The organism is Cryobacterium sp. MLB-32 (assembly GCF_000738085.1).
GTDB lineage: Bacteria > Actinomycetota > Actinomycetes > Actinomycetales > Microbacteriaceae > Cryobacterium.
In genome coordinates, this window is the sequence record NZ_JPRS01000533.1 from 1 (window position 1) to 1,312 (window position 1,312).

1 protein-coding gene is annotated in these 1,312 nt (G+C 63.8%); it reads left to right on the plus strand.

Features of this window, described 5'->3' with window-relative positions:
* Nucleotides 1-1,312: IPT/TIG domain-containing protein (locus tag JF66_RS19800; RefSeq protein WP_035880604.1), on the plus strand; the 1,312-nt coding region annotated here is incomplete at both ends.

Consider the following 1,312-nt stretch of genomic DNA (forward strand, 5'->3'; position numbering starts at 1 on the left):
CGGTCGCTGGTGGCACGAGCGTGGTTCTGACGGGTACGGGGTTCTTGGGTGCGACGGATGTGACCTTCGACGGCACGTCGGCGGCCGCGGTGACCGTTGACTCCGACACGCAGATCACGGTGACGACTCCGGCGCATGCCGCGGGTGCGACGAACGTGATCATTCTTTCGCCCAACGGCAACTCCGCTCCGGGTCTGTTCACCTTTGATCCGCTGCCAGCTGCGACGTCTTTGACGCCGAGTAGTGGTCCGGAGACCGGTGGCACCCCGGTGACCATTGATGGGTCAGGGTTTACGGGCGCCACGGATGTAACTGTTGACGGAGTCTCTGTGCCGTTTGTTGTGGTGAATGACACCACGGTTACGTTTACGGCTCCGGCGCACCTGCCGGGTGCGGTCCCGGTGGTCGTCACTGGGCCGGGTGGGGCGTCTGCTCCGTTGGACTTCACGTTTACTGATGTTCCGGATCCAGTGATCACAGGCCTCGTGCCTGATCATGGGCCGGTTGCGGGTGGCACGAGCGTGGTCATCACGGGGACGGGGTTCTTGGGTGCGACGGCGGTGACGTTCAATGGGACGTTTGCGCCGGCGGTGACCGTTGACTCGGACACGCAGATCACGGTGGTCACGCCGGCGCATGCCGCGGGGGCGACGAATGTGATTATTCTTTCGCCCAACGGCAACTCCGCGCCGGGGCTGTTTACGTTTGATCCGCTGCCGACTGCGACGTCTTTGACGCCGAGCACGGGTCCGGAAACGGGTGGCACCCCGGTGACCATTGATGGGTCCGGGTTCACTGGCGCCACGGATGTAACTGTTGACGGAGTCTCGGTGCCGTTCGTCGTTGTGAATGACACCACGGTCACGTTCACAGTTCCGGCGCACCTTCCGGGTGCAGTGCCAGTGGTCGTCACTGGGCCAGGTGGCGCTTCTGCTCCGCTGGACTTCACCTTTACTGATGTGCCTGATCCAGTGATCACTGGCCTCGTGCCCGATCACGGCCCGGTCGCTGGTGGCACGAGCGTGGTTCTGACGGGTACGGGGTTCTTGGGTGCGACGGCGGTGACGTTCAATGGGACGTTTGCGCCGACGGTAACCGTTGACTCAGACACGCAGATCACGGTGACGACGCCGGCACATGCCGTCGGGGCGACGAATGTGATCATTCTTTCGCCCAACGGCAACTCGGCACCGCTCACATTCACCTTCGATCCGCTGCCAGCCGCCACTTCCCTGACGCCGAGCACGGGTCCGGAGACCGGTGGCACCCCGGTGACCATTGATGGGTCCGGGTTCACGGGCGCTACCGACGT